This is a genomic window from Sphingomonas sp. (genome assembly GCF_040398505.1).
Lineage (GTDB): Bacteria > Pseudomonadota > Alphaproteobacteria > Sphingomonadales > Sphingomonadaceae > Sphingomonas.
This window is the reverse complement of record NZ_JBBATX010000197.1, coordinates 1-1,697: the sequence shown is the minus strand read 5'-3', so window position 1 is coordinate 1,697 and position 1,697 is coordinate 1. Positions and strand designations below refer to the sequence as shown.

The 1,697-nt window shown below is 65.6% G+C and carries 2 protein-coding genes and 1 tRNA gene; 1 reads left to right on the top strand and 2 read right to left on the bottom strand.

Going from position 1 to position 1,697, the window contains the following annotated elements; genetic code table 11:
- Window position 1: 1 nt before the first annotated feature.
- Window positions 2–76, bottom strand: a tRNA-Val gene (locus ABWP09_RS14340).
- Between the two features lie 81 nt (window positions 77–157).
- Window positions 158–535, bottom strand: coding sequence for a cell cycle two-component system response regulator CpdR (cpdR, locus tag ABWP09_RS14335; RefSeq protein WP_353205794.1), 378 nt, complete (start codon window positions 533–535; stop codon window positions 158–160).
- Between the two features lie 107 nt (window positions 536–642).
- Here cpdR and ABWP09_RS14330 point away from each other — a divergent pair, with 107 nt between their 5' ends.
- Window positions 643–1,491 carry an N-formylglutamate amidohydrolase gene (locus ABWP09_RS14330; RefSeq protein WP_353205793.1) on the top strand — a complete coding sequence of 283 codons (849 nt, stop codon included), beginning with the start codon at window positions 643–645 and terminating at the stop codon, window positions 1,489–1,491.
- Window positions 1,492–1,697 lie beyond the last annotated feature (206 nt).

Here is a 1,697-nt window from a genome sequence, read left to right as displayed (position 1 = left end):
ATGGTGGGCGTGGCAAGGATTGAACTTGCGACCCCTGCGATGTCAACACAGTGCTCTACCACTGAGCTACACGCCCACGTCGCCGTTACGGTTCAGGGCGAGGGGCGGCCTTTAACGAAGGCCTTGCCGCCACGCAAGCGCTGCCGCACGTGCGGGTTCAGATATTGTCGCTTATCCGCTCCCGTTCAAACATGCGATCGACCTCGAGCACGAGATCGCGCAGGTGGAACGGCTTGGACAAGACGCGCGCTTGCGGCATCGTCTTGCCTGCCTTGAGCGTGACGGCGGCGAAGCCGGTGATGAACATGACGCGCAGTTCGGGCACCATCTCGCTCGCTTTCTGCGCGAGTTCGATGCCGTCCATCTCGGGCATCACGATATCGGTCAGCAGCAAGTCGAAATGCTCGGTTTCGAGCAGCGGGATCGCGGCCGTGCCGCGGTCCACCGCCGACACCGCATAGCCCGATCGTTCCAGCGCGCGGGTGAGGTATTCGCGCATCACGCGGTCATCCTCGGCAAGCAAAATCCGTATCATGTCCCAACCCTGCCCCGCGGCGTGTGCCGATCTTCAGCCTGTAAGCGCAAAGCCCTTAAGATTTTCTCGCCGGGTCATTGCGCGACGTGTGATAGCATGTACAGATCATGCACGCTTCGTCCCCTTCTTTCGACCGTTCCGGAGACATTGTTCCGGCCAGTCCGGTGATTCTTTCGGTACCGCATGCCGGGCGGGAATACCCCATGGCGTTGCGTGCTGCGCTGCGCGTCCCGATGGCGGCGGTCACCATTTTGGAGGACCGCCACATCGATGCGGTGGCGCTGGCCGCCCGCGGTTGCGAAACGATGCTGATCCAGCGGCGCGCGCGCGCCTGGATCGATCTCAACCGCTCCGAGCTTGAGCGCGACCCCGCGATCGATGAGGGCGCCGTATGGACTGCGCCGCCGCAGACCTCGGCCAAGGTGCGCGGCGGGCTCGGGCTGGTGCCGCGGCGCGTGGCGGGCGCGGGCGAATTGTGGCGGCGGCGGCTCGACGCCTATGATGTCGCGGCGCGCATCCGTGAGGACCACCGGCCCTATCATGCGGCGCTGGCGGCGGAATTGGCGGCGGCGCAGGCGCGGTTCGGGGCGGCGGTGTTGCTCGATCTGCATTCGATGCCGTCGCTCGGGCCGGGCAAGCCGCGCGTCGTCATCGGCGACCGTTTCGGGCGCAGCGCGAACGGGCGTTTCGTCGCGGCGATCGAAGCCGTCGTGGCGGCCGCGGGATATACCGTCGCGCTCAACACGCCCTATGCCGGCGGCCACATCCTCGACACCCATGCGCAGCCAGCGAGCGGCGTACATGCGGTGCAGATCGAGTTCGACCGCAGCCTCTATCTGGATCCCGTTGGGGACGGCCCCGGCGACGGCCTTGCCGCGACCGCAGCGCTGCTCCGCGGCATGATCGATGCGCTCGCCGATGAGGCGACCGCCACGCTTGCGGTCGCCGCCGAGTAACCCAAAAAAAACCACCGCGTGCAAAGCACGCGGTGGCCAAGGTTCAGGGAGGAGGCACCCTAAAAGGATGCCAGCGGCCCGCGAAAGGGGGGAACACGAACCGCGTGTCTCTAATATAGGGGAGCCGTTTTCGCCCTTCAAGGGAGAAATTTTCAGTACGTAATGGACCGGATCACGGGCGCGCGGGCAATGCCGGAAGCATCCGC